16 protein-coding genes are annotated in these 24,650 nt (G+C 41.9%); 8 read left to right on the forward strand and 8 right to left on the reverse strand.

Annotated features, from left to right (window positions below):
- Positions 1 to 267: 267 nt before the first annotated feature.
- From MICAI_RS19810 to MICAI_RS19830, 5 genes are read right to left on the reverse strand one after another with little or no spacing between them, the layout of a single operon-like run.
- The gene (locus MICAI_RS19810) at positions 268 to 1,335 is read right to left on the reverse strand and encodes a ribonucleotide-diphosphate reductase subunit beta (protein ID WP_008206350.1); all 1,068 of its coding nucleotides are present in this window, start codon (positions 1,333 to 1,335) and stop codon (positions 268 to 270) included.
- A 53-nt stretch (positions 1,336 to 1,388) separates the two neighbouring features.
- Positions 1,389 to 1,835: a DUF29 domain-containing protein gene (locus tag MICAI_RS19815; RefSeq protein WP_008206352.1), complete on the reverse strand. Its 447-nt coding sequence runs from the start codon at positions 1,833 to 1,835 to the stop codon at positions 1,389 to 1,391.
- Between the two features lie 37 nt (positions 1,836 to 1,872).
- Positions 1,873 to 2,325: a DUF29 domain-containing protein gene (locus MICAI_RS19820; protein ID WP_008206355.1), complete on the reverse strand. Its 453-nt coding sequence runs from the start codon at positions 2,323 to 2,325 to the stop codon at positions 1,873 to 1,875.
- A 3-nt stretch (positions 2,326 to 2,328) separates the two neighbouring features.
- Positions 2,329 to 2,805: a DUF29 domain-containing protein gene (locus MICAI_RS19825; RefSeq protein ID WP_008206356.1), complete on the reverse strand. Its 477-nt coding sequence runs from the start codon at positions 2,803 to 2,805 to the stop codon at positions 2,329 to 2,331.
- A 38-nt stretch (positions 2,806 to 2,843) separates the two neighbouring features.
- Complete coding sequence (locus MICAI_RS19830) at positions 2,844 to 5,156, reverse strand: ribonucleoside-diphosphate reductase subunit alpha (RefSeq protein WP_008206357.1); 2,313 nt, start codon at positions 5,154 to 5,156, stop codon at positions 2,844 to 2,846.
- Positions 5,157 to 5,613: 457 nt separating this feature from the next.
- Here MICAI_RS19830 and MICAI_RS19835 point away from each other — a divergent pair, with 457 nt between their 5' ends.
- Complete coding sequence (locus MICAI_RS19835; protein WP_008206358.1) at positions 5,614 to 8,607, forward strand: plasmid replication protein, CyRepA1 family; 2,994 nt, start codon at positions 5,614 to 5,616, stop codon at positions 8,605 to 8,607.
- A gap of 1 nt (position 8,608) precedes the next feature.
- Here the strand turns inward: MICAI_RS19835 and MICAI_RS19840 are convergent, their stop codons facing one another.
- Both MICAI_RS19840 and MICAI_RS19845 read right to left on the reverse strand, forming a co-directional pair.
- Positions 8,609 to 9,124 (reverse strand): GNAT family N-acetyltransferase, encoded by a 516-nt coding sequence (locus MICAI_RS19840; protein ID WP_008206368.1) that lies wholly within the window; start codon positions 9,122 to 9,124, stop codon positions 8,609 to 8,611.
- A gap of 126 nt (positions 9,125 to 9,250) precedes the next feature.
- The gene (locus MICAI_RS19845) at positions 9,251 to 15,388 is read right to left on the reverse strand and encodes a translocation/assembly module TamB domain-containing protein (protein WP_008206371.1); all 6,138 of its coding nucleotides are present in this window, start codon (positions 15,386 to 15,388) and stop codon (positions 9,251 to 9,253) included.
- 457 nt (positions 15,389 to 15,845) lie between these two features.
- Here MICAI_RS19845 and MICAI_RS19850 point away from each other — a divergent pair, with 457 nt between their 5' ends.
- The 4 genes from MICAI_RS19850 to MICAI_RS19865 all read left to right on the forward strand — a co-directional run bounded on the left by MICAI_RS19850 (position 15,846) and on the right by MICAI_RS19865 (position 21,402).
- Positions 15,846 to 17,036: a DUF3747 domain-containing protein gene (locus tag MICAI_RS19850; protein WP_008206373.1), complete on the forward strand. Its 1,191-nt coding sequence runs from the start codon at positions 15,846 to 15,848 to the stop codon at positions 17,034 to 17,036.
- 377 nt (positions 17,037 to 17,413) lie between these two features.
- A complete protein-coding gene (zwf, locus tag MICAI_RS19855; protein ID WP_008206375.1) occupies positions 17,414 to 18,943 on the forward strand; it encodes a glucose-6-phosphate dehydrogenase in 1,530 nt (509 codons plus the stop codon).
- A 259-nt stretch (positions 18,944 to 19,202) separates the two neighbouring features.
- Positions 19,203 to 20,558: a glucose-6-phosphate dehydrogenase assembly protein OpcA gene (opcA, locus tag MICAI_RS19860; RefSeq protein ID WP_008206382.1), complete on the forward strand. Its 1,356-nt coding sequence runs from the start codon at positions 19,203 to 19,205 to the stop codon at positions 20,556 to 20,558.
- A 259-nt stretch (positions 20,559 to 20,817) separates the two neighbouring features.
- A complete protein-coding gene (locus MICAI_RS19865; protein WP_008206384.1) occupies positions 20,818 to 21,402 on the forward strand; it encodes a Uma2 family endonuclease in 585 nt (194 codons plus the stop codon).
- 193 nt (positions 21,403 to 21,595) lie between these two features.
- Here the strand turns inward: MICAI_RS19865 and pgk are convergent, their stop codons facing one another.
- Positions 21,596 to 22,804, reverse strand: coding sequence for a phosphoglycerate kinase (gene pgk / locus MICAI_RS19870; RefSeq protein WP_008206385.1), 1,209 nt, complete (start codon positions 22,802 to 22,804; stop codon positions 21,596 to 21,598).
- Between the two features lie 163 nt (positions 22,805 to 22,967).
- On the opposite strand from pgk, the gene MICAI_RS19875 reads away from it, so the two are divergent.
- The 3 genes from MICAI_RS19875 to MICAI_RS24540 all read left to right on the forward strand — a co-directional run bounded on the left by MICAI_RS19875 (position 22,968) and on the right by MICAI_RS24540 (position 24,362).
- Positions 22,968 to 23,378 (forward strand): universal stress protein, encoded by a 411-nt coding sequence (locus MICAI_RS19875; RefSeq protein WP_008206387.1) that lies wholly within the window; start codon positions 22,968 to 22,970, stop codon positions 23,376 to 23,378.
- A gap of 328 nt (positions 23,379 to 23,706) precedes the next feature.
- Complete coding sequence (locus MICAI_RS19880) at positions 23,707 to 24,189, forward strand: photosystem I reaction center protein subunit XI (protein WP_002737469.1); 483 nt, start codon at positions 23,707 to 23,709, stop codon at positions 24,187 to 24,189.
- A 56-nt stretch (positions 24,190 to 24,245) separates the two neighbouring features.
- Positions 24,246 to 24,362 (forward strand): photosystem I reaction center subunit VIII, encoded by a 117-nt coding sequence (locus MICAI_RS24540; RefSeq protein ID WP_004162778.1) that lies wholly within the window; start codon positions 24,246 to 24,248, stop codon positions 24,360 to 24,362.
- Positions 24,363 to 24,650: the final 288 nt, after the last annotated feature.

Consider the following 24,650-nt stretch of genomic DNA (forward strand, 5'->3'; position numbering starts at 1 on the left):
GGCACTTTTTGAGGTCAAAAAAGTCTAAAAACCTTATCCAACAAGGTTTTTAGATTTATTGAACAAGCCCTAAGTATATCTTCTAAAATTGGTCATTACTTCCGATTTTATCAGTCAATCTAGGCTTTTGGGGGGTTCTACCCCCAAACCCAGAAACGCATTTGCTGATTGTCGGTATTTCTGCAAGAGAGGGTCAAAAGTTGTCAAAATATTTGACAAAGTTGCCACTTTATGGTAATAAATTCGGTTATTCTTGTCCTGTAAATTTTAAATTTCATCCCATCCCGTTAAGCCAGAAGACATAACATAACTGGTAACGGTTGCTTCAAAAAAGTTCGCTTTGGTGTGGCCTTCTTTTTTGGTATCGGAGAAGCGTTCCAGATGGTTATAGGGACTTTTGTTATACTTTTCTTCCCTGTATAAAGGCTCAAGTCCGATCGCTTTTAGCCGAATATTAGCGAGGTATTTAGTGTACTGTTCGGTACTGTATTCGGTAATACCTAAAATGTCGTTGCCAACGATGTGATTTGTCCAGCGACATTCGTGTTTAACGGCACTATCGAACATCTCATAAATCTGTTCAACGGAATGGGGAAAAATTGCCATGGCTTCGGGAATAAGTTTTTGATACAAACGGACGTGACTTAATTCGTCCCGGTTGATCATTTTGAAAACGTCAGCACTACCGGACATTAGCTGTCGAGAAGCAAGATTATAGAAAAAGATAAAGCCGTTATAAAAATACAAACTCTCCAGTAAATAGTCGGCAAGAAGGGCGATAAAATAGCTTTCAGTAGTTTGTTTGTCGATGTATTGCTGGTAGAGACTAGCAATAAATTCACAGCGATCCCTGAGAACTTTATCGGTGCGCCAAAAGTCATAAACTTCACCTCTGCGATCCGAGGGAATAATGGTTTCAATTAAGTATTGATAACTTTGATTGTGCATGGCTTCTTGGGAAATTTGTTCCGCCATACAAAGACTAATTTCTGGCGCAGTGACGCTACCTTTTAGGTGGGGAATATTACAGGTTTGTACGGAATCAAGAAAAGTTAGATAGGACAAAATACCATCATAAGCATATCTTTCTTCATCGGTAAGATGCCCGTATTCAGTCACGTCTTGAGTGATATCTAAGCGTTGCGGAATCCAGAAATTTTCGCGCATTTGTTGATATAAACCCACCGCCCAGGTGTAGCGGACATCGTTTAATTGCATCAGGTTAGTGGTGTTACCAAACCAGATCGAACGGTTTTCGATCGCATCATCTCCCGCTGGATTGAAGATCGGGGAAATGGGCATCGAATGGCAAGAATTAACTAAATGTAAGGACATGATTACTTGGATATTATGGCACTTTTAGGTTATAATAGATTTTCGGTAAAAAGTCAAATGGTTTGATTAGGAATAAATTCAAAATCTAGGGCTTCTGCCAAAGTAAATGGGCAGTCCTTCGGGAATTTATCGAGGTTTATCCCTGTTTCAATAGCGGCTTTTTTTCTGGCTTTGTTATAGCATTTTTTTAAATTTTCTTCTGTTAAAAAAATCTTAAGACTAGGGCTAGTTTCTAAATCTTCTTCGATTCTTTCGCGATGCTCAAAAAGGGTTAATGCCCAGCTTCTGGTTTGTTTTTCTGGCTCTTGTAAGTATTTTAGTAAATGCCATAAAATTACGATCAGATTGCTTTTTAATGCTTTCTGTTGACTGATAGACATAGATTTGATTTCTTCAATTAAATTCTCTAAATCTAAATCGGAAAACTGGCGATTTTCCAGTAAATTAATTGTTTTCTCTAGCCAGAGATAGTAGTCCTTTTCGTATAATTTCTTTTCCATAATTACCCACTTCACTTGCTTTTATACTCTGTCAATATTATTTTGAGATTTCAGGAAACCAATCCTCATTTAAAGCCTGTTCTATAGTGCAAATTGGAGCTAAACTGACCAAATTTTCAGCCATTCCAGATAATTCGATCAAAGAAATACGAGCTTCTTGAAAAGAGTTGTTAAAAATTTCAATTAGATAAGGCTGTAAACTAGGACTATCGGCAATAATTCTTTTTATGGCACGACGGAAATTCCTAATTTCATTTTTCCATCCTCTTTGATTATATTCTAATTCCGACTGCCAGTAAGCTAGTTTCAGCAAATGTTCTAATAACCGAGTTAAATAACTTTCTAAACTTCGTTTCTCACTTTTCCCCATACTACTAATTTCATCAATTAAATTTTCTAAATCCAACTCAGAAAATTGACGATTTTCTAGTAAAGATATGGTTTTATCTAACCAGAGATAGTAATCTTTTTCGTATAAATCACTCTTCATTGCTTAATCCTCTCCGAGAAACTCAGGAAACCAATTTTCATCTAAAATTTGGTCGATTGATCCAATAGGTGTAGCACTTAAAAGTCTTTTATCGATGCCAGAACCTTCGACAAATAGATGGCAAGCATCCTCATAACATGGCTCAAGAATCTCGGTGAGGTAAGATGCTAAGTTTGTATTATAAGTTCCATCCTTTTTGTTGCTAATAATTCTTTTTATTTGAATGCGAAAATTTAAAATCTCACGTCGCCACTTGTTTTTATTGTAATCGCGCTTAGATTGCCAATAAGTTAATTTAAGTAAATGCTCCAAGAGTTTAGTTAGTAAACTCTCTAACTTCTGACGTTCTCTTCTGGACATATCTTTTATTTCATCAATTAAATTTTCTAAATCCAACTCAGAAAACTGGCGATTTTCTAGCAAAGATATGGTTTTATCTAACCAGAGATAGTAATCCTGTTCGTATAAAGTCTTATCCATAGCTGTGATTATATTGATGAATAAGACTTATCTTAACCTTAATTAGCGCAACTAGAACAACTATCGTCAGACTCTCGAAAATTGTCCTTTTGTACGGTGCGGACATAATAAATCGCTTTACACCCCAATTCCCACGCCATGATTAGAGTATCAAAGATATCTTTAGCAGTGAGACAACGGTTAGGTTCTGCGGGGAAATAAACCCCTTCATTGAGGTTGAATAATAACTCCATAGAAATCCCCGTATCGATCCATTCTTGCATAGTGGCGATCGCTTTCACCACTTGCTGCTGTTCGAGGTTTTTATTCTCCGGATAAAACCAGAAAGCTTCTTCAATAAAAGGTGGCGCGATGGGAACGGTTCCCTTTGCCCATTTATCGTAGAAAAAGCGACTATAAACCGGCAAAACACTAGCGGTACATCCCTGTACCAAACTAGAGGAGGTATTAGGAGCAATGGCGGTAATATGGGAGTTACGGATGCCAAATCGTTGAATATCTGCGGCTAATTGTTGCCATCTTTGTGGTTGCACTGCGTTATTTAAAAACCATGCCACTGGTTTGGCACCGATTAATTTACCTTGACTCCATTCGCTACCCAAGAAAGCTTGATAAGCGCCGCGTTCTTTGGCTAATTCCATCGAGGAATAGGTACACCAATAGCCAATTTCTTCAAATAAATTACTAATTTCTGACAGGTTATTGTAGGATAACTTCCGTTTCGCTAACCAGTCAGCCAATCCCATCGCTCCTACCCCAATAGTGCGATATTTATCGTTGTGGTTTTTAGCATTATCAAAGGGAGGATTAGTGATATCGATAGTATTGTCGAGAATCCTGACAGCGATTTGACAATTAGACTCGATTTCTTCCCCGTCGATATTGGCTAAATTAAGGCTAACTAAATTACAGCAATGGGCAGTTTTATCGGGGGTGACATTCGAGAAACTCTCCGTGCATAAATTTACACCGGGGATATAGCCATCGTGTTTATTAGGATTAGCGCGATTGATGGTATCTTTGAAGGCAATGTAGGGCATTCCTGTTTCCACTTGGGAACGCATGATACTTTTAAATAAGTCCCGGGCATTGATTTTTTTATAGAGGACAATCTCTCTATCTAAATTAGCCTCTACTAAACGATAAGCCTCTTCAAATGCTTCCCCCCATAGTTCCGCTAATTCTATACCTAATTTATTGCGAACTTCGTAGGGATCTACTAATGTCCACTCGGCTTTATTTATCACCCGACGCATGAATTCATCGGTGATAACTAATTGGGGAAAAACATCATAAGCTTTGCGTCTTTGATCACCGTTTTCTGTCTGCATTTCCAGAAATTCTGGCACATCTAAATGCCAGATGTCAACACCGATGGTAACAGCCCCGGCCCGTCTTCCCCCCTGATTTACTGCAATAGCTGTATCGTTAAGTAACTTAATCCAGGGAATAATCCCACCGGAAGCATTAGCTTTCCCCATTACCCAGCTACCAGTGGCGCGAATCCTACTCACATTCACCCCGACACCGCCACCATTTTTTGAGATGCGGGCAGCATTAGTAATCTCGCCGAAAATGCTTTCTAAACTGTCGTCAATGGAGAGGATAAAACAACTGGTTAGGGAACCTTTGGGCGTGCGTAAATTGGCTAAAATTGGGGTGGCAAGAGAGATTTTTCTTTGGGCAATCGCCTGATAAAATTTCTTCGCCCAGGGGAGTCTATTAGCCGGTTCTTCCACAATGGCAAGCAGTAGGGAACAGGTTAATAATGCCTCTTGGGGTAACTCATTTTTGAGTAAATAACGGCTAGTGATTAACAAGGCCCCAGCGTAGTCATAATCGATATCCCAATCGGGATTAATCCAAGAACCGGCTTCTTTTAATTCTGCCTCGGAATAGATGAGAATCCTTTCGTCGTACAGGCGATTTTTAACTTGAGTTTTGACGGTTTTCTCGTAATTTCCGTACTGATAACCCCGCACTACCAAGGTATCTTTCCAAAGACTCCAAATATGCAATCTTCCCGCCACATAGCGCCAATCCGGTTCCTCGGGACTACACATTTCTAGAGCGCAATTGATTAAATTATCCTGTATTTCCCTAGTGGTAATCCCATCCCGCAGGCGTGTGGTTAAACCCGCTTCTAAGGCAATAGAATTGACTTTTTTGCCCTCACAAGCCCACTCTACCACGTCGCGAATTTTGCCGATATTTAAGCTTGTGGTGGAACCATCGCGCCGAATCACTCTAATTGCATGGCTGCCCATATTCGCTAAAGGGGTAGAACGAAAGGGTATTACTTCGTTATTTTTGTGAATGGAAACGGCAGTAGTCAAGGGCTTCGATTGCATAATTAGGAAGTTGCGGCGTTAAAAAATTTGACAAATTAATCTATTTGTACTAGAGTATTCTATCAGATTTTCTAGGAAAACACAACATCTAGCGTCTTAAATAATCCTATCACTCTATATATGGTATAGCGAGGATTGTTTTGTTCCCCAAAACAGTGTTTTAGGTGACATTTTCTGGCAAAAATTCTGGATTTTTCCTAGAAAAAAATAGTTCTTTTGTATGCTTGACAAAAAGCTTTTTCTTTGATAGAAAAACAGGCTGACTGCTGAGGAGGTTGTGGTGAGATTTTATTTGTTCTTAACTTTTCGATAATTTAAGACAAGAGTGGATTAAAAGTCAAATTTCCTCGGAGAACCTCTGAGAGAGTAAAATTTCTCTTTTCGCTATTTAGTGTCTTACCGCTAGAATAATAGGACAAAAACGCTATATATAGCGTCTAGCCAGCAGAGGACAAGGATGAAATATTTAGAAGAATGGCGTGATAGCGGGGTGGATGCGGAGTTAATCGCTCTCAATGTCACCGGTTTAGCGGGGCTATCTCCCAGTGAATACCTACTCTACTCCCAAGAATTACCGCGACGCAATGATGGCAGGGTTAGGGATAGTATTCTCAAGCGTTATGAACATACCAGTCAAGGCGGTTGGTGGTGTTCAGGAATTGACCTATTAACGGGTAATTATGACCTTTGGGGCTGTTTTAAGCCCGATTTTCCCCGTTTAAGCTTCGATAAGGCTAAACCGATTAAGTACGAACATCCCCCCCAAACCCCTACGGGAGTCTTTGCTTTGCGGGTTCCCCAGAAAATTTGGCAAAGGATAGCCCAGTCTATCAGTGTTAATATTTTAACTGAAGAAGTGGATAATAAGCAAGAGGATCTCGGTTTTTGGTCTTGGGTAATCAAACATCCAGAGATACCTATTTGTATTACGGAAGGGGCGAAAAAAGCGGGAGCATTACTAACAGCAGGTTATGTGACAATTGCCTTACCTGGAATTCACAATGGTTATCGAACTCCTAAGAACGAATTAGGCAGGAGAATCGGCAAATCTCATCTAATTCCGCAGCTAGAAAAATTAGCTAATTCGGGACGAAAGATTTATCTAGTTTTTGATCAAGAAACTAAACCAAAAACCCAACAAGCGGTTAATTTAGCTTTACAGAGAATGGGTTATCTATTCAGTCAGGCTAACTGTGAGGTAAAGGTAGTTACTTGGGATGCTGCTGACGGTAAAGGGGTGGATGATTTACTAATCAATCGAGGAGAAGACTACTTTCAACAAGTCTATCAAAAAGCCACCTCTTGGGAAATTTGGAAGGCAGCGAGTTTAAATAGGTTAACCCTCTCACCTCATCTAGAGTTAAATAGCCGTTACTTGCCAGATATGTCTATCCCGACATCAGCGCAGTTAATGGCGATTAAATCAGCTAAAGGTACGGGAAAAACTGAGTTTTTAGCCAAGATAGTTAAACAGGCTATTGCCAATCAACAAAAAGTTTTGGTTATCGGTCATCGAGTCAAACTGGTGGAGGAGTTGTGTCAACGCTTTGGTTTAAACTATATCAGTCAAGTTAGGGACAATCCTTCGGCACAAATTTACGGTTATGGTTTATGTATTGACTCTCTCCATCCCCAATCACAAGCTAAATTTAAAGCGGAAGATTGGCAAGGAGCTATTATTATTATCGATGAGATCGAACAGGTTCTATGGCATGGGTTAAATGGGGATACTTGTAAAACTAATCGTGTGGCAATTTTAAAATCCCTAAAGTCCCTGCTGCAAACTGTGGTCAGCAGTGGGGGAAAAATCCTAGTTGCCGATGCTGATTTAAGTGATATTTCCCTAGAATACTTAACTTCTCTAGCGGCGATTGAAATAGAAAATTTCTTGATTAATAACGAGTGGAAACCCAGTTATCAGGAAGCTTGGCGAGTTTATAACTACTCTGATAATACTCCCCAACAGCTAGTTAAGGATTTAGTTAAACATATTAAAGATGGAGGAAAACCCTTTGTTTGTCTATCAGCACAAAAATTAACCAGCAAATGGGGAACAATTACCCTAGAATCCTATCTAAAAAAGCAATTTCCTCAAAAGAAAATTCTGCGGATAGATTCAGAGTCATTGCAGGATTCTAGTCACGCTGCTTATCAGGCGATTGGCAATTTAAATCAGTTGTTAATTAACTATGATATAGTTCTAGCTAGTCCTGCGATCGAAACGGGAATTAGTATTGATATTCAGCAACACTTTACCTCAGTTTGGTGTTTAGCACAGGGGATTCAGACTCCCACCTCTATCGCTCAATTTTTAGGGAGAATTAGAGAGAATATTCCTCGTTATATTTGGTCAGCAGCCTACGGATTTAATCAGGTGGGCAATGGTTCCACTTCTATCCCCAAACTTCTCACCTCTGGACACCGATTAACCGAGGTGAATATTCGCTTACTACACCAATCAGATTTAGAATCTCTGGAGGATTTAGATACAAGTTTTCAAGCGGAATCTCTCCTCTGCTGGGCTAAAATGGCCGTGCGAGTCAATGCTTATATGCTTAACTATCGTCAGTCAATTCTAGGAATTTTACAAGCAGAAGGTCATAGAATTAAAGAACGGAATCAGGAAGAAGAAATAGAAACAACTAATCAGTTAACGGCAGCAATTGAGGAAATTAGGGAACATAATTATCGTTCTGAATGCGAGGCCATTGCCAGCGCAGCCGAGATCACGGAATCAGAATATCGTTGGCTAAAAAAACAGTTAATTAAGTCAGTGAAAGAAAGGCGAATTCTCAGGAAATATGACCTATACAAACGCTATGGAATTCCCGTCACTCCGCAATTAGTGATTAAAGATGATCGGGGATGGTATCAAGAACTACGCTTACATTACTTTTTGACAATTGGGCGACAATTTTTGTGTGATCGAGATGCTTTAATTGCGCGTAAACTGATAGAATCAGGTCACGGAAGTTTATTTATTCCCGATTTTAATGGTAGTCAATTAGGAGTGATTATCGGGACGTTAGAAGTGTTAGGAATTGCCGTATTATTAGCTAATCCTGAAAGAGAATTAAATAATCATGATGCCGATTTACAAAAAATGGCCGCCATCGCCATTAAAAACCGCAACGAGATTAAAACTATCACCAAGATTAATCTCTCTGATACTTCCCGTCCTCTGACGATTATTCGTAATTGTTTAAACTTGTTAGGTTATGAATTAACCAGCAAGGGCAGCCAGAGAATTGCTAAAAAATCTCTAAAAGTTTATCAGATTGTTGCCCCCCAGGATGGTAGAGAACAAGTGTTTCAGCAATGGTTGTTTAGAGATGAAAAATGTGCGGGAAGTTCTGAGATTTGGTATGAAGACTATCTCTTTTCTCTCCCCCAGAAACCATCTCTAGGCGAACCGGAAAATGCTTATATTCAATTAAGTCTAGAATTATAGTCTAGCTATGGGGAGAATTGCCTATTTCAGCGATTTTTTTGCCTAAAATGACCACATCAGCCAGAAAATCTTCTAGATCGGCGATTTGAGGTAAATAACCCCATCGTTGAAAGCCGAATTTTTCAAAGAGACGAATACTGGCTTGATTGTGGGCAAAAATAATACAGATAAGATTAGATATACCCAGTTTGGGACAGCGCTCCAAGGCATATTCTACTAATAATTTACCGATTCCACGACCTTGATAATCGGAGGCAATGTATAAACTAACCTCTGCGGTTTTTTGGTAAGCGACACGACCATAAAACATCTGTAAACTGAGCCAGCCCACCACCCGACCTTCGAGTGCTATTACCCAGATGGGATACTGTTCAGGATCGTGCTTTTTAAACCATTCTCGCCGACTTTCGAGGGAAATAGGCTTTAAATCTGCGGTTGCCTTGCGAGTGGGAACAGCAGCATTATAGATCTCGATAATTGTTAGTAAATCTGTCTCTTTAGCCTCGCGAATAATCATGGAAGGTCAAGTAAAAAGGAAAAAAATAATATTGCTTATTTTCTATCTATCTATCTATCTATCTATCGTGTTGATTCTCAGGATCAAGTATAATCCAATTTTGCCGCTTTATCCAGGCATATTACTTTAAAATTGAGTTTGATAGCGGACGGTAAACTCATTCAAATTGTAATCGTAGGAAAAGCGGATAAAAGACTGGGAATTGACTCGATAGACGGTTTCCAAATTGGGAAGAATATTAAAATCCGTTGCCCCGATCGCATTACTAACCGCATTCTCCACATCATACACGACTCCTTGGGCCAAGAGGGGAATCGCTAACTGAACCACTCCAAATTGAATTAATTGTTCTGTATTTTTCCCCTGTAAACCATTAAAAACTGACAGCAATTGTTCCCCCAAAAGTCGCACGATTTCCCCTTGGCTGCGGGGGGGAGTGCTGGTTAATTTAACTAGAGGAGTATTAAGCAATCCCTCATCTTCACCCCCAGCAAAAGCTACGGCTTGCAGACAATTAGCAGCTTTTTGTAATTCTGTATCTGTATAGTTTTCCTCTAGGGGAAAAGGGGGACTATCGGGACGAATTTGGCACACTTCATTGATATTACGTCCTAAATTTGGTAGCAAGCGGTTTAATTCCCCTTCAACGCTGAGGGTGACATCGATCCTTTGAATGCGATTGAGGCTATCATCGGGAATTTCATTGCTAGGAAAATCCCCCCCCGGACGGGAGATAGCAAAATCGCGAGATTGAGAAAATTCGCTGAGAATTGTTCGCAGTTGAATATCAACAAAGGGATTAAAAAGTCCCAACCCGCGACTAGAATCGAAAACAATAACATTTTGATTGCGTCGGTTAAGAAGAAAACGAGTATCGATGTAACTAACCCGTCCTCGCTCGAGATTAATCACTCCATTGGTTTGTAATTTCTCCAGTGAAGTGAGCGAACCGTTCAAGGTTAAAGCACCACTAAAATCAAATTGATACAAAGGTTCTTGTTCGATGGATAATCCCGCTAAGGACACTTGGAAATTATTTAAAACTGGAGTAATATTTGTCGTCTGAGGAATGTTGAGAGGCTGCAGCCAGCGACTCACTGGTTTATCGGTTTCTTGGTTAATTTCTGCGGTGCGAGGAAGAAAAACTTTCCCCCTAGAAAGACGCACATTCCCCCCGATAATTGGCTGCTGAATTGTTCCCGTTACCATGGCATTCCCAGCAATTAATCCCCGATAAAGACCATTAATTGCTATATCTCCCTCTTGAATATTAACTGTTAAGGGATTAGGATTATTTGTGATGGCTTGAAAGAAAGGTAAAACTCCCACCACAGAAATTTGTCTGTCAGCGATCGAGCCTTGTAATTCCTGTACTGTTAAGCTTTCAGGGGTTAAACCAATGCGGCCATTTACGGTTAAAATCTCTGGAAAAGCAACACTGCGGATAGCGGCATTATCGAGAGTAACTATACCATTTGCTTCTAAATCTTTGATTTTTAAACCCTCTTTTATATCTAATCTTCCCGTCGCTGAAAGAACTACCTCTCCCTCACCGTTAACCCATTCGATGGCGTTTTGACTGATAGCTTCAATTAATTTGATTGCATCGGTTCCCAATTTTGCTTGGATTTTTAATTGATCATTACCCGGTAAGGGAGGATAGGGAATGCTGGCATAGATTTGGATTGATTCGGAGGAGGTTGTCCGCAAATCAAAACGATACTGATTATAGGTAAATAAACCAATTATATCCTGATTAATATTTTGGGCATTAATTGCACCGTCAATAAAGGCAAAATTACCCTGAATACGAGGATTTAATAAGGTTCCTGCAATTTGTCCTTGAGTTTTTAGACTACCGGATACATCCAAGGGAAACTGGATAAAATTTCTCAAGAGATCGAGAGAAAGATTTTCCACGGAAAAACTTCCCTCTACTTTTTTTAGGGAAAAATCACCCGCTAAAAATACGGAAGAATCTCGTGATTTTAATCTAATCGGTTCTATCCTGAGCAACTGACGATTTAAGTTAAGATTAATTGTTACTTCATCAATCGGAATTAATTGGGTATCAGTGGTGACAATTCCGAGAGGGTTAACAATATTTACTGTCGGTCTTTGGGGTCGCCATTCCCATCTATTGCCCTGAAATTGTAAGCTAAGATCGGGATTTTTTAAAGTCCCAGTTAAGGCTATATTCGCTTGATAACGGCCGCGAAAATCTAGTTCGGAAGGTATCCCGACCACCCCTCTTTCCCGTGCTAATTGCTGGATTATTTCTTCAATTTTTGCCCGCAAATTTACCTGTTGTGCTAGGGAAGCTTCGGGATTACCTACTCCTAGGGGACTAAGTTGAATAGCCTGGTTATCCTCGGAGGAGAAAAGGGTGATTAAACTGGTTAAATCATAGATACTAGCAACTGATAATAAATCTTGAATATAACCTTGATCTACCCTGAGTTTAGCTTCTATTGCTTGAGTTTGCAAATTAAATAAACCTTGCAGATTATATTGACTTGCACCCGCTTGTAAACTCCCCGCTTGCAGTTGAACTATGGAATCCCGATAAATTAACTCTGCCGTTAATTTTTCCCCGATTAAGTTACCTAAACTAGGTTGATTAATCTCTAGTTGTCCCTTTCCCTGTAAGTTAAATAAATTGATGTCTAGATTAGCATTCACCTGTCCGGCAATCATCCCCGGAACATTGTAGGCTGCCGCGGGAGATATTTTCAAGATTTCTAGGGGAAAATCGGCAATCTGAACATTTAAATTTTCTCCGTTTCGTTTAGCTGTTGCTAGAAAGGGAGTTTTATTCCCAAAAGCTTGGCGAATATTTATCCCTAAGGGAAGATAGGGCAGCAGACAATTATTTTGTTGACACGGATCGAAAGTTAGGTCAATAATGTCCTGATTTCCCCGCAGATTTAAACTAATATTTTGACCGATTCCTGCTTGCATACTGCCTTGTAAGACAGGTTCAAAGAGTCGCTCATTAATGCTAAAGTTAGCTAAATTTATATCTCCTTTGATTTTTATATTCCCCACTTTTTGCCAAGCAGTTAGGAGATTTTTTGCCGTGATTTGTCCTTGAAATTGTCCAATCCCAGCTAGAGTCGATTCTCTTGGTTTCAAACGAGGATCGATCGGTAAAAGCGATATAATCTCAGCTAAGGGTACAGTAGCAAGGTCAGTTGCTGCCCGCAGATTTAAGTTAACCTCAGCGATATCAGGTTGACTGGTAAGATTAGCTAAAAGAATATTTCCGCGCACATCAAAGCTATTTTCTCCCCACTGTGCCGAAAGATTATTAACCTGAATCGGTGTTACTCCCTGCCAAATTTCTTGAATGTTTCCCGCTAAATTGGCCTTAAAATCTAAGTGAGGAATCGAGATTGATTTTATTCCTGGTAATTGTCCTAGTACGGCAGCGGGATTAAGATTAGCGGCAATAATATCACTTTGCCATAAATTATTATTCAGTTGTGCCTTAGCTTTAATTTCTCCTTTAGCCACATTAATACGAGAGTTAAAAACTGCTTTAATACTGCTTAAGTTGAGTCGTTTTTCTAGCAGGGAGTCGAAAATAGTTTGGGCATTTCCAGTTGCTTGAAAACTGGTTTGATCAATATTCAAAGCTAGGGGAATATTAGTCTGAAACCGCTCTAAGCTACCGAAAATATTAAAAATCCCTTTGTTTAATTGAATAGCCGTATTAATCGGATTATTATCTACTAATAAGCGAGCATTGCCTCTAATGTTGACGGTGGACAAATTAGGGATTTTTCCCGCTAGTAAATTATTGATTGCACCAGTGAAATTGACTTGGGTTTTTCCTAGACTAACAGGAATATTTATATTGGGTAAAAATGGATTTAAGTTAATGCCAGCCGTATTAACTATACCACTTAAAATACCTTGTTCTAGTTGTGCTGTCGTTCTTAGAGATTGACTATTGACAAATAACTGTATATCCCCTTGTCCGCGCCAAGTTTGTAAATCCGTTAAAGTACCGCTAATCAGAGAATTTATTCTACCAGCAAAGTTAATTTTTGCCCTGCCTAAACTGACGGGAACTGTTAAATTTTCCACTAGAGGATTGAGACTAATTCCCCCAGTGTTGACTGTTCCTGTCAGGAAACCTCGATTCAGTTTAGCTGTGGCAGTTAAGGGATTATTATCTACTAATAACTGCATATTACCGTCACCTTGCCAACTGCTGAAAATATTATTTTTATTATTTAGTAATTCCCCTAAATAACCTTGTAAATTAATCTGTGATCGCAGTAATTTAACCTGAGTTGGTAAGTTAGGCAATAGGGAATTAATCGGCAATCCCGCTAAGAAAGCTTTAGCCTGAAGATTTCCTTGCAATACTTGACTATTGACGAAAATCGTGCCTTGTTTACCGCTAATTCCTAAGTTAGCAATTCCGTTTAAAGTATTAACATTAAGTTGGTCAATTTTGCCACTAAATTGAATATTAGCTCTCTCTAAATTTAAGGGTTCTAAGGTTTCTAGGTAGGGGCAAATACTATCTACATATTGACAAACGATAGGCAGAAAAGGAGTCAATAAAAAGTTATTGCCCGTGATTTTTGCCTGGACTAATTTGCTGGTAAAATCACCATTACCATTAACCTGTAGTCTGCCGCCATTTGTTTTAATGATCGTATCGGTTACATTTATTTTGTTGCCCCCTAAAAATACTTTGCCCTCCCCAGCAACATTGATTAATCCTGACCGATTAACCCTGGGTATTTGCCAATTCATTAATAATTGCGGCAGTCCCAAACTACCTCTAGCTTTAATATTAGCTTGCAGATCGCCTATATTAATTTGAGCGGGAATTGTTGCCAATTGAGATAATATTTTTCTCGTGGGAAAATTGGCTTGTAAATTCAAATTAATCGGCATTTTTGTCCCGTCAAGAGGTTGATTTTTTTGCAGGGATTGCAGAATATTTAACTGCAATTTTCCTTCCCCTTTAATTTCTCCACCTGCGACGGGTTTAATTTTAATTTTATCTAAACTAAGACGATTGAGATTTGTTTGAAAATTACTGGTTATTGATTGAATAGGAATTTGCTCAAAAATAATCGGTTTGCTGTTGCTAACGGTTCCTTTAATTAGAGGTTGATCTAGTTTTCCCGTCACTTGAAAAGTAGAGCGTGCTTCTCCCCGTAAATCTAGAGGTGATTGCAGATAAATAATTCTTAAAAGTTGTTGTAAATCCACCGATTCTAGAGCGACCTTGAGATGATAACCGGTTTGCCAATTTACTTCTCCCTTCACCTCAGTTTTAATCTTGCCAATACTTGCAATCGCCTGTTCAACTAATACTTTATCTCCCTGTAAATTTAACTTAGTTGTTAGCTTAATTGGATACTGGAAGGGTTGGAATTTTCCCGCTACATCTGTCACCTGAAAATTGCCATTACCTTCCGTTTGATTTAGCTTTGCCCAACTGGGAATATTGAGAGCAATATTAGCATTTACTTGTCCCCGATTTAATTGGAAATTGCGGTCGGGAATTAAAGTTAATAGTTCACTTAAGTTTAAACGGTCTATTTGAAGATTAGTTTGACTTTCGCCCGTTTTTAACGCCGTTTTTCCTTGAATTTTTACTTGACTTTTGAGGATTTCTGCGCTCAAATCGTAGCTGAGAGGTTGCTCTTGATTATCGATAAATCTTCCCTGACCATCGGCCTTAATTTCTATCGGTTTTTTCAGGGCATAGGGTTGAATAGTAATATCTCCCTTCTCCACCTGAAAACCCAGATTTAACCTGATGGGGGCCTCCCGGTCTAAGTTACTAGATATTTGAGCTAAATTATCGAGCCATTGACCATTTTTATCCTGATCGAGATAAATACTGGGATTAATTAACTTCAGATCAACTGGTAGCGGCAGACCTAAAAGTAAGGGCAGCGGATTTAATGCCAATTCGATCGCATCAATAGATAAACTATCGGCAGAATTGGCCGTAGCTGGAATTGCCGATTTACCGATACGAATGCGATTAAAATAAAAGCCCTCTATCTTACCTACCCTGACGGGTCTATGCAGCATTTCACTGAAGATATTATCTAAAATTGGGGTGAGACGTTCATAAACTAAATAACGAGTCGTAAAATAGCCAAGGGAAGTAATTCCCAGGAGAGTAATTCCCCCGACAATTAAAGTAGAAGGCCGGCGTAAAAATCGACCAATACTCAGAAAAAAATGAGGACGAGGAGAAGGATCGCCAGGGGAGTTACTCATAATTGTTGACCTCACACACACCAAAGAAAGGGCAATGGCTCACCAGAGCTAATGAACTATGATAATTCACCGCGGCACTGATAGCCTCAAATCGATTAATTGCCATTTTTTAGGCAATTATTGGGCTTAAATCCTGTGAGGAAGTCAAGGGCTGCGGCCAATTAAAAGCCTCTCCCCCCATCTTAACCTAAGACTCGAATGGCTGGCTAAAATTTTCGACAATCCGCCAAAATCTCGCCAGTTTCAACAGCCAACCGAATGAATATTGATCCCCCCACCAGTTCAAGCAGAATATTGTCAGGATAAATAGGTTCGGAAATTGAAGATTGAGAGAAAACTTGTGCAGACAGACAAGAATCCGGCGCAGTCTGGAACAACAACCAGAAGTATTCAGTCTTAGAATATTGGGACTAGCACGTCTATTTTTACTGCAAAAATCGTCTTATAGATAAAGATCATGAAAGCCAGATTATCGATCGCCCTAACCGCCCTAATGACCTTGGGCATAACTGCCACACCAGCGGCCAACTTTGACGAACAGGAGATCGAGCAGAGCCAGATAGTAGCGATCGCTCGTCCCTACGGAGGTAATAAATTTGACCTGCTAGTATTGGAACAAATCCAGGGAAAACAGAAGTGTTGGAGCGAAAACGGCTCAAATCCCGTCATGATCGACCCGCTGCTCCTCAACTTTGACTTTACCGGCATTTGTCGCCGCGCCACCGATAGTAATGGTTATTCTATCCGTCTCGATGGCCGGGATTTTGGGCTAGATTACATCCTGCGTATTGTGGAACGCAATGGCGAATTATACTTAGTGGGAACTCCCCGGGATGCTCGCAGACCGGAATTAGTGGTGGGAAGAACCCGAGGAATGCAAACGGGATTTATGAAAATTATCCTCGAACCGGGTTGGAGATTTAGCCGTCGTACTTTCCAAGGCAAAAGTTTAGGCCACTTCTACTTTAGCGGCAAAGAAGCGGAAGTTCTCGCAGCCGCCGGGAGACCGCCCATCAGCGAAACCACTCCCCCCCCCAGTTCTGCGGCCAGTTTTCGGGATATTAGCGGCGATATCTATAAAACTGAGATCGAAAAAGCGATCGCTCTTGGGGTAGTGGCCGGTTTTAAAGAAGATAACACCTTCCGCCCCGAAAACCCCGTCACCAGGGAACAATTCATCTCGATGATTATTGAAGGGATGGGAACTGTCACCAAAATTAACCTAGAAGATATTCCCCCCGGCAGCGGCAGTTTTAACGACGTAGAAGCGACGCGCTGGAGTGCCAAAAAAATCCAATGGGCCCGGGCTAATGGTATTGTTGCCGGCAAAGCTAACGGCGAATTCCGTCCTGGCGACCCCATCACCCGGGCCGAATTGATGGCGATTCTCAAACAGGCCGCCACCTACCTGAAAACTCAGCAGAAACAAGCCCCCGATTTAGCCCAAACTAAAACCCCCGTCAATTTTTCCGATACTTCCGGTCATTGGGCCGCCAGTTTAATTACCCAGATGTCGGGATTTTGCGGTGTGGCCTCTCCCTTGAACGAACAGGGTAGTGCTTTTGTACCAAACGATCCTGCCCGTCGTAACTACGCAGCAGCCGCCATCGTCCGTACCCTCGATTGTGTTAAAACCGCCAAAAAATAAGTAGGGTTTGCGGCAAAAAGTTTTTCCTAGGGGTAGGGTGTGGGGTTTCAGCCATTTTTAGGGGGTCAATTACCTAATTTTCAGGGCAAAAGTCCCCCAATTTTCCCCCCGCTGACTCCCAGTCCCGGAACTTTCAGTCTTTAATACAGCCTTTCTCGTAAAGGTGAAGCACAGAGTAATCCTTGCTCATTAAGTATTTTAGACGCAAGAACGAACCTCATCTATCTGAGAAACGCTGTAACCAGATTTAGTATGATTACTGATTACTGATCACTGATTACTGATTACTGATTGTGGTTGTTAATTTTTACTTTAGGTATGCCGTCGAGTATTCCCGCTAGACTAGGAAATAATGCACCTCGGCTAGACAAAATCCTATGGTAAAGCTGCTCGAAAATCCTCTCCGAGTGGGATTGCGACAAGAAAGAACCCCAGAACCCTTAATCTTAGTCATTTTTGGGGCATCGGGAGACTTAACCCAAAGAAAACTGGTTCCTGCCCTCTATCAACTGAAACGGGAAAGACGACTGCCGGCCGAATTAACCATCGTCGGTACAGCGCGCCGAGAGTGGAGTCATGATTATTTTCGCCAACAGATGCGCCAAGGCATCGAAGAATTTTCCGACGGGATTGGTAGTGAGGAATATTGGCAAGACTTCGCCCAAGGGTTGTACTATTTCCCCGGCAACATGGACGACCCAGAAAGTTACGCCAAAATGAAAGTCTTTCTGGAAGAACTAGACGGAATCCGGGGAACTCGCGGCAATCGAGTCTTTTATCTAGCGGTTTCTCCTAATTTCTTTCCCCCCGGTCTTAAAAACCTCGGCGCGGCCGGAATGCTGAAAGACCCGATTAAACACCGCTTAGTGATCGAAAAACCCTTTGGCAAAGACCTCAGTTCTGCCCAAGTTCTCAATCGAGTCGTACAAGAGGTTTGTCAGGAGAACCAAGTTTATCGCATTGACCACTATTTAGGCAAGGAAACCGTCCAAAACTTATTGGTGTTCCGATTTGCTAACGCTATCTTTGAACCCCTCTGGAATCGTCAATTTATCGATCACGTCCAGATTACCGTGGCCGAAACCGTGGGAGTGGAGGAGCGGGCCGGATATTACGAAAAATCGGGAGCTTTGCGCGATATGGTGCAAAATCACCTGATGCAGTTATTCTGCTTAACGGCGATGGAAGCACCCAACGCTATTAACGCTGATAGTGTCCGCGGCGAAAAAGTCAAAGTCCTGCAAGCGACTCACCTGGCCGATATTAATAACCTAGAAAAATCCGCCATCCGCGGCCAGTATAAAGCCGGTTGGATGAAAGGAAAACCCATTCCGGGCTATCGGGAAGAACCGGGGGTTAATCCGGAATCGACCACTCCCACCTACGTGGCCATGAAATTAATCGTCGATAACTGGCGTTGGCAGGGTGTCCCTTTCTATCTGCGTACTGGTAAACGTCTGCCCAAAAAAGTTTCCGAGATTGCCATCCAATTCCGCCATGTACCGTTATTAATCTTCCAATCGGCAGCCCAACAAACTAATGCAAATGTACTGAGTATGCGGATTCAGCCTAACGAAGGTATTGCCCTCCGTTTTGAGGCGAAAATGCCGGGGTCGGAATTACGCACGCGCACGGTAGAAATGGACTTTAGTTATGGTTCCTCCTTCGGTGTCACCAGTGCCGATGCCTATAATCGCCTACTTTTAGACGCTATGCTAGGAGATCAAACCCTATTTACCCGTTCTGATGAGGTAGAAGAAGCATGGCGCATCGTTACTCCCGCTCTCGCCGCTTGGGACGCTCCCGCCGATCCCGCCTCCGTACCCCAATACGAAGCGGGTACCTGGGAACCCACAGAAGCGGAATTTCTCCTTAACCGCGATGGCCGTCGTTGGCGACGACTCTAATACAGTGAACAGTAATCAGTAATCAGTAAACAGTAAACTAAAAACTCACATCTGATAACAAGGGACGAATCTAAGACCTAATTGGTTAAGCTAAAAGCTTTGATGAGCTTAGTTTCTAACCTTCTTTTTAGGTAGGAGAATTGTCAGATTCTGTCTTTTGCCTCTTGCCTGTTGCCTCTTGCCTTCAGAAGCTGATAACTGATAACTGATAACTGATAACTGATAACTGATAACTGATAACTGATAACTGATAACTGACATGACCACCCAAAGCCCCCCCATTGTCTCCCTGCAAGCACCGAAAGATGTTTCCATCGATGTGATCGAGCAGGAACTGCGCGATATCTGGCAATCCTATAATAATAATGAGGATGGTATGGCCGCCACCCGGGCCACCACCTTTAGCTTTATTGTCTATGAACCCGACGCGGTACAGGAATTGTTAACCCTTCTCGGCTATTACACCGGCCCGATTGATGGTATTGCCGGTCCGCGGACCCACGCCGCCATCAAAGTCGCCCAGAAGGACCTAGAACTAGAAGTAACTGGGCTTTCTAGCGATGAATTTGTCGCCAGGTTAAGGGCGGCCTGGGAAGCGGAAAAAAACGCCGAGGATGGGGCTAATCATCGTCAATACGCCGCCGATTTAGATGCGATTGGAGTGGCAGATGCGATCGCTGCCTCCAATCCCTGTCGCATTATTACCCTCTGTCCCACCGCCGAGGCCGATGAAGGGGTAAAAGCCTCCGTTTCTGCCTATTGTCCCGTTAACAAACGTAGTCAGAACACTTTAGTTTGCTGTGAATACGTCACTTTAAGCGGTACAGCGGAAGCCTTGGAACGAATTGGCGGCATTATTTCCGAGTTAACTATTCCCAGTTTGCCCAAATTTCTCTGGTGGAAAGCCAGTCCCGATGGCGAATATGGACTATTTAAACGTCTGGCCAGTCAATGTGATACGATTATCGTCGATTCCAGCACTTTTCGGGAACCGGAAACGGAACTGCTGCAAGTGGGAGATTTATTAGCAACAGATGTACCATTAGCTGACCTGAACTGGAGTCGTCTCGCTCCTTGGCAAGAACTAACCGCCGAGGCTTTCGATCCCCCGGAGCGCCGGGATGCTATTCTGGAAGTCGATCGCATCACTATTGATTACGAAAAGGGCAATCCTTGCCAAGCTTTTATGTTCCTCGGTTGGATGGCCAGCCGGTTACAATGGCGACCGGTGGGATATAGTCACCGGTCGGGAGATTACGCTATTCATCGGATTAGCTTCCTCGGTCAAGACCAGCGTTTAATTGAGGCAGAATTAGCCGGTGTTCCCGTGGCCGATTGGGGTGAAGTACAAGGGGATCTGATTAGTATTAAACTCAGTTCTACTAATCTTCAGGCCGATTGTTGTACGGTAATTTGTTCGGGAACTACCGGCTGTATGCGGATGGAAGCTTCGGGAGGGGCCCAATCTTGCCGCGTTGAACAAGTGTCCCATCTGGAAGACCAAAAAACAGAAACTCTGCTAGGTAAACAGTTACAGCGTTGGGGCCAGGACGTGCTTTATCAAGAAAGCATGAAAGTCACTAGCGCTATCCTCAAATTATCCCAACCGGATTAGGAAATTAGCAACAATAATCCCGCCAACTTTCAAGAGACCTTGTTAACAAGGTCTCTCAATATTTATACGGCAGTCAGCACTTAATTAAAACCGATAATTGTAAGTAGGTAGGCGTTAAAAATTATCAGACACCCCCCTTATCAAGTAGGGCAGGGGGGATCTAACCTAAAATCCATTTTTAATTTAATTATAACCAGCTACTTACCTTTTCAGAAAACAGGTTATCATAAAGACAGAGCTTTGCTTTCAAGGGGGCAATATGGTCGCAACCACTGAGAAACGCTACACAGTCGCAGAATACTTTCAACTAGAGGAAACTGCCACCGACAGACACGAGTATCGAGATGGAGAAATTATTATTATGACTGGGGGAACTCCTAACCATAATCGCATTGCCTTGAATTTCTGTAGAAAATTTCCCTTAACTATCCAGAATCAAGCCTATGATATATTTATCAACGATCTACGCTTGGCCATACCCGCCTATAATATGTACACCTATCCCGATATTATGATCGTAAAGGGGGAACCAATTCTCGAAAGAGGACGCACCGATACGATTACCAATCCACAGGTGATTATCGAGGTTTTATCAAAATCTACTCAAGACTATAATCGGGGTGATAAGTTTAAGTTTTATCGCTCTCTTGATAGTTTTGAAGAATATATTTTAATCGATCAATATGGTTATTATATAGAACAGTTTCATAAAAGAGGCGATCATTGGGCATTTCGGGATTATCACGCTCAAGAAGCGATTTTAACTTTGTTTTCTCTAGATTTTCAAATATCCCTGACAGATTTATATCAGCGAGTGGATTTTACTGCGATTGAAGTATCCTAATGATACTAAATCCGTTGAGTATAGGCTACATATCAGGACAGGCAATAGGTAATAGAGGCTATAGATAATCAGTCTTTAATAACCAGATTTGGTATTATAGTTCATAATTTATAATTCATAATTCATAATTCATAATTCATAAAAAAAGGCGGGCCAGGACCCACCTTGTTTAAACCTGAGATATTAGAGATAATTAGGCCTCATCGAGAGCGGCAATACCGGGTAAAACCTTCCCTTCGAGTAATTCCAAACTAGCGCCACCACCGGTGGAAATATGGCTCATTTTTTCCGCCACTCCCACTTTTTCCACCGCCGCTACCGAGTCACCACCACCGATAATGGTAGTTGTACCTGTAGCAGTTAAATCGGCTAAAGTGTGAGCGATCGCATCTGTACCCGCCGCAAATTTATCGAACTCGAACACCCCCATGGGGCCATTCCAGAGGACAGATTTACAGCTAGATAAAGCTTTTTGGAAAACTTTCACCGAATCCGGACCGATATCCAATCCCATCCAACCATCGGGAATATTTTCGACCTTGACGATTTGGGACTTGGCATCTTTATCGAATTTATCCGCTAAGACCACATCGGTAGGAAGGAGGAATTCCACCCCTTTTTCTTTAGCTTTTGCCTCTAGGGATTTAGCTAATTCCAGTTTGTCTTCTTCCACCAAAGACCCCCCCACATTCAAACCGCGGGCCTTGTAGAAAGTAAAGATCATACCGCCACCGATGAGCAGTTTATCGCACTTTTCCAATAAAGTTTCAATCACGCCAATTTTACTAGAAACCTTAGAACCGCCGATAATCGCCGCTAGGGGACGTTGGGGAGTTTCAATAGCTGCTTGTAGGTAGTTTAACTCTTTTTCAATCAAATAACCCGCCACCGAGGGGCTGAGATAGTGGGTAACGCCTTCCGTAGAAGCGTGGGCGCGGTGGGCGGTACCAAAAGCATCATTAACGTATAAATCGGCATTAGCGGCTAATTTTTTGGCAAAATCGGGATCATTTGCCTCCTCTTCACCGTGGAAACGCAGATTTTCTAAAAGGGCCACTTGACCGTTAGACATTTGGCTAATCGCTGCCGTAACTCCCTCACCAATACAATCGGGACACATGACTACTTCTTGGCCCAGTAATTCCGAGAGACGTTTAGCCACAGGAGTCAGACGCAAATTTTCTTTAACTTGACCGTCGGGACGACCCATGTGGCTGCATAAAATAACCTTAGCCCCTTTTTTGATTAAATCCTCAATCGTTGGTAGTGCTGCCCGAATGCGGGTATCATCGCTGATTGCCCCGGTGGCTTTGTCCATGGGAACGTTAAAATCGACCCGGACTAAGACCCGTTTGCCCGCTAAATCGGCTTCTGTCAAATTCGCTACTGTTTTTTTTGGCACAGCCCATAACCTCCTAGATTGCTTACCGTACAATAAAGATTAAATCAGGGTATCGCTACTTGCGGCAATTACTTTGACAAAGATTATTTCAGATTTGGGGATCAGTTTTGCAGTTCCAAGACTGATTTGCCCAGAAAAATTTGATTGGAGAGACTTGCTAATTATGTTTGAGACGATTTTATTTCCCATTGACCACAGCCGCGAAAGTCGTGACGCGACCAGTAGTGTGATCGAATTAGTCAAAATCTTTGACAGTCGTTTGGTCCTATTGTCGGTGGTGGAAACGACAGCCACCGGAGAAATTGCCCCCGACGATAAGATGAGTTCGATCGAAGCGGTGGATCGATTGTTACAATCGGCGCAGGCCGTTTTCGCCCAAGCTGGCATCAAGGCGGAAATGATTGAAAGGGAGGGAATGCCTTCTTTTGTCATCTGTGATGTGGCCGATGAAGTTAATGCCGACCTGATCGTTATGGGTTGTCGCGGTTTAGGATTAACCAGCGAAGGCGTGTCCGAAAGCGTCACCACCAAAGTTATTAACCTTGCCCCCTGTCCAGTGTTGATTATCCCTTAATCAGTGAGCAGTTATCAGTGATCAGTGATCAGATGTGAGTTGTCAGTTCACTGTTTACTGGACGGCTACGCCGTGCCTTTGGCAACACTGAAACAAAGCTCCCCATCTCCCCCACTCCCCACTCCCTAATTCATAATTCATAATTCATAATTCCCACTCCCCACTCCTGTCTTCTGAGAGAAATGTAACGAATTGTGAGAGTTTCAGCCGTCAACCCTTGAAAACTCGATCGATGGGGTTGCTTGAAGTAATTCTTAGGCCTAAAGTGTAATCTTAAAGTTTTATGATCAATTTTCCTGTTGATCGGAAAAAGGAGAACTCAAACACAATGGCTGAAACTGGATACAAACAGGTGGTGACACCCTACAATGATGATCCGTTCATTGGTCATCTAGCTACCCCCATTTCCGCTTCTGGTTTTACCAAAGCTTTTATTGGTAACTTACCTGCCTATCGTCCCGGTCTAGCTCCGATTCTGCGCGGTCTAGAAGTGGGTATGGCCCACGGTTATTTCCTCGGTGGTCCCTGGGTTGTCCTGGGTCCCCTGAGAGACTCGGAATACGCTAATCTCGGCGGCTTAATCCCCGCTTTGGCCATGGTTCTCTTGGCTACGGGTTGTTTAGCTAGTTATGGTCTTGTCTCTTTCCAAGGTAAGGCCGCTAGTGGTGATCCTCTGCAATCCTCCGAGGGTTGGAGTCAATTCGCCGCTGGTTTCTTTATTGGTGGTATGGGTGGTGCTTTTGTGGCCTATTTCCTCCTAGAAAATCTTGGTGTCGTTGATGGCATCATGCGCGGGGTTTTTAATCAATAATTAACCCTTGTTTTCCCTGTTATCATTTCCTTATTTTTTTACTAGGAGCGTTTGACATGACTGGTGACTACGCAGCTTCTTATCTGCCTTGGATTTTAATCCCGATCGTCTGTTGGTTAATGCCAGCCGTGGTTATGGGGTTGTTATTTATCTATATCGAGAGTGAATCCTAATTTAGCTCTAGGATTCCTACAATTAAGAGCTTGAAAATTAGCTATTTAATAGTTAGTTTTCAAGCTCTATTTTCTGAGGAAAAAGGAAAAAATTGACCAGATGAAAATGGGTAAAACCCTACACCCCACACCCTGGGGCCAGGGTGCATCCCACATTTGCAGAAATACCGACAATCAGCAATTATACTAAATCCGTTGAGTATAGGCTACTTATGAAGATAGGCAAAAGGCACTCATGCAAAAGGCAAAAGGGGGGATAAATAATCAGTCTTTAATAACCGGATTTAG

The sequence above is a fragment of the Microcystis sp. T1-4 genome (assembly GCF_000297435.1).
GTDB lineage: Bacteria > Cyanobacteriota > Cyanobacteriia > Cyanobacteriales > Microcystaceae > Microcystis.

Bases quoted from the DNA above. Each gene is read 5' to 3' on its own strand.
- MICAI_RS19880 (WP_002737469.1), top strand. From the start codon at position 23,707: ATGGCTGAAACTGGATACAAACAGGTGGTGACACCCTACAATGATGAT.
- MICAI_RS19825 (WP_008206356.1), bottom strand. From the start codon at position 2,805: ATGGATAAGACTTTATACGAACAGGATTACTATCTCTGGTTAGATAAA.
- opcA (WP_008206382.1), top strand. From the start codon at position 19,203: ATGACCACCCAAAGCCCCCCCATTGTCTCCCTGCAAGCACCGAAAGAT.
- MICAI_RS19845 (WP_008206371.1), bottom strand. From the start codon at position 15,388: ATGAGTAACTCCCCTGGCGATCCTTCTCCTCGTCCTCATTTTTTTCTG.
- zwf (WP_008206375.1), top strand. From the start codon at position 17,414: ATGGTAAAGCTGCTCGAAAATCCTCTCCGAGTGGGATTGCGACAAGAA.
- MICAI_RS19830 (WP_008206357.1), bottom strand. From the start codon at position 5,156: ATGCAATCGAAGCCCTTGACTACTGCCGTTTCCATTCACAAAAATAAC.
- MICAI_RS24540 (WP_004162778.1), top strand. From the start codon at position 24,246: ATGACTGGTGACTACGCAGCTTCTTATCTGCCTTGGATTTTAATCCCG.
- MICAI_RS19835 (WP_008206358.1), top strand. From the start codon at position 5,614: ATGAAATATTTAGAAGAATGGCGTGATAGCGGGGTGGATGCGGAGTTA.
- MICAI_RS19815 (WP_008206352.1), bottom strand. From the start codon at position 1,835: ATGGAAAAGAAATTATACGAAAAGGACTACTATCTCTGGCTAGAGAAA.
- MICAI_RS19850 (WP_008206373.1), top strand. From the start codon at position 15,846: ATGAAAGCCAGATTATCGATCGCCCTAACCGCCCTAATGACCTTGGGC.
- MICAI_RS19820 (WP_008206355.1), bottom strand. From the start codon at position 2,325: ATGAAGAGTGATTTATACGAAAAAGATTACTATCTCTGGTTAGATAAA.
- MICAI_RS19810 (WP_008206350.1), bottom strand. From the start codon at position 1,335: ATGTCCTTACATTTAGTTAATTCTTGCCATTCGATGCCCATTTCCCCG.
- MICAI_RS19865 (WP_008206384.1), top strand. From the start codon at position 20,818: ATGGTCGCAACCACTGAGAAACGCTACACAGTCGCAGAATACTTTCAA.
- MICAI_RS19840 (WP_008206368.1), bottom strand. From the start codon at position 9,124: ATGATTATTCGCGAGGCTAAAGAGACAGATTTACTAACAATTATCGAG.
- MICAI_RS19875 (WP_008206387.1), top strand. From the start codon at position 22,968: ATGTTTGAGACGATTTTATTTCCCATTGACCACAGCCGCGAAAGTCGT.